This window comes from Streptomyces sp. NPDC049577 (assembly GCF_040675635.1).
Classification (GTDB): Bacteria; Actinomycetota; Actinomycetes; order Streptomycetales; family Streptomycetaceae; genus Streptomyces.
On sequence record NZ_JBFAPH010000650.1, the window covers coordinates 1 to 1,208 of the forward strand.

Annotated in this window: 2 protein-coding genes; one reads left to right on the forward strand and one right to left on the reverse strand. The window is 73.3% G+C overall.

Annotation, left to right across the window (positions count from 1 at the left end; genetic code table 11):
• Positions 1 to 397: SRPBCC family protein (locus AB0K09_RS33600; protein ID WP_366069169.1), on the reverse strand; the 397-nt coding region annotated here is incomplete at its 3' end.
• Between the two features lie 35 nt (positions 398 to 432).
• Between AB0K09_RS33600 and AB0K09_RS33605 the strand changes: the two genes are divergently transcribed.
• The coding region (locus tag AB0K09_RS33605; RefSeq protein WP_366069170.1) for an aminoglycoside phosphotransferase family protein at positions 433 to 1,208 on the forward strand (776 nt) is incomplete at its 3' end.

Consider the following 1,208-nt stretch of genomic DNA (forward strand, 5'->3'; position numbering starts at 1 on the left):
ACTTGAACCGCTCCAGATCCCCCTTGGCCTGACGCCGCACGAACCCCAGCTTGTCGCCGACGGTGTCGACGAACCCCTCGGGCTCGTGGTCGAACTGCAGCATCACCTTGGTGCGCGCGTCGTCCAGCCGGTGGAAGGTGACCACCCCGGCCTGCCGCACCTCACCGGCCACGGTCGTCCACGCCACCCGCTCGTCGGGGATCTGCTCCGTGATCTCGGCGTCGAACTCCCGCTCGACGCCGTCCGTCTTCGTCACCCAGTGCGTGAGCGTCGGCGTGCGCTGCTCGATGCGCACGACACCCTCCATGAACCGGGGGAACTCCTCGAACTGCGTCCACTGGTCGTACGCGATGCGGACCGGGACCGCGACCTCGATGGACTCCTCGATCTGCGCCATGATGCCTCCTCCAGCCTCGTGTTCGGAAGGTGGTCATGCAGCGCGTTCCCCGAATACCCACCGTCAGACGTCCTCCGTGGCCGGAAGAGCTGCGCGCCGTACTGGGCCCGCCCGGCAGGGCCCTGCCGCTGGACAGCAGCCCGCGCTCCCATGTGTGGCGCGTCGAGGTGTCCGGCACACCCGTCGTCGTCAAACAACTGGCCGCCGGCGCGCAGGCGGACGAGCGCTACGCCCGCGAGGTCGCCGCCCTGCGCCTCGCCGCCCGCGTCGACCCGCCCGTCGTCCCCCGGCTCCTGGCCACCGCCGCGGGCGACCGCCTCCTGGTCCTCGAACACCTGGAGCACCGGACGCCACCGGACGACTGGCTGATCGGCTACGCCGCGTCGCTCGCCCGCCTGCACGCGGCCGGCGGCCCCGACGCCACCGGCCTCCTGCCCGCGTGGTCCGGTCCCGCACCGCGCGACGCCGACGCCTTCCTCGGCCTGGCCCGCACCCTGGAAGCCGCGCTCCCGCACGGTGTCCGCGCCGAACTCGACGCCCTCCTGGAGCGCCTCGCCCGGTTGCCCGGCCGGGCCCTGCTGCACGGCGACCCGTGCCCCGGCAACGACCTGCACACCCCCACCGGCATCCGGTTCGTCGACTTCGAGCAGGCGGCGCTCGGCAACGGGCTCGTGGAGCTCGCCTATCTGCGCATCGGCTTCCCCACCTGCTGGTGTGCCACCGCCCCGGCCGGACCCCTGCTGGAAGCGGCCGAGGCCGCCTACCGCACGGCGTGGCGCACCGCGACGGGCACCGAGGTGGAGGGCAGCCC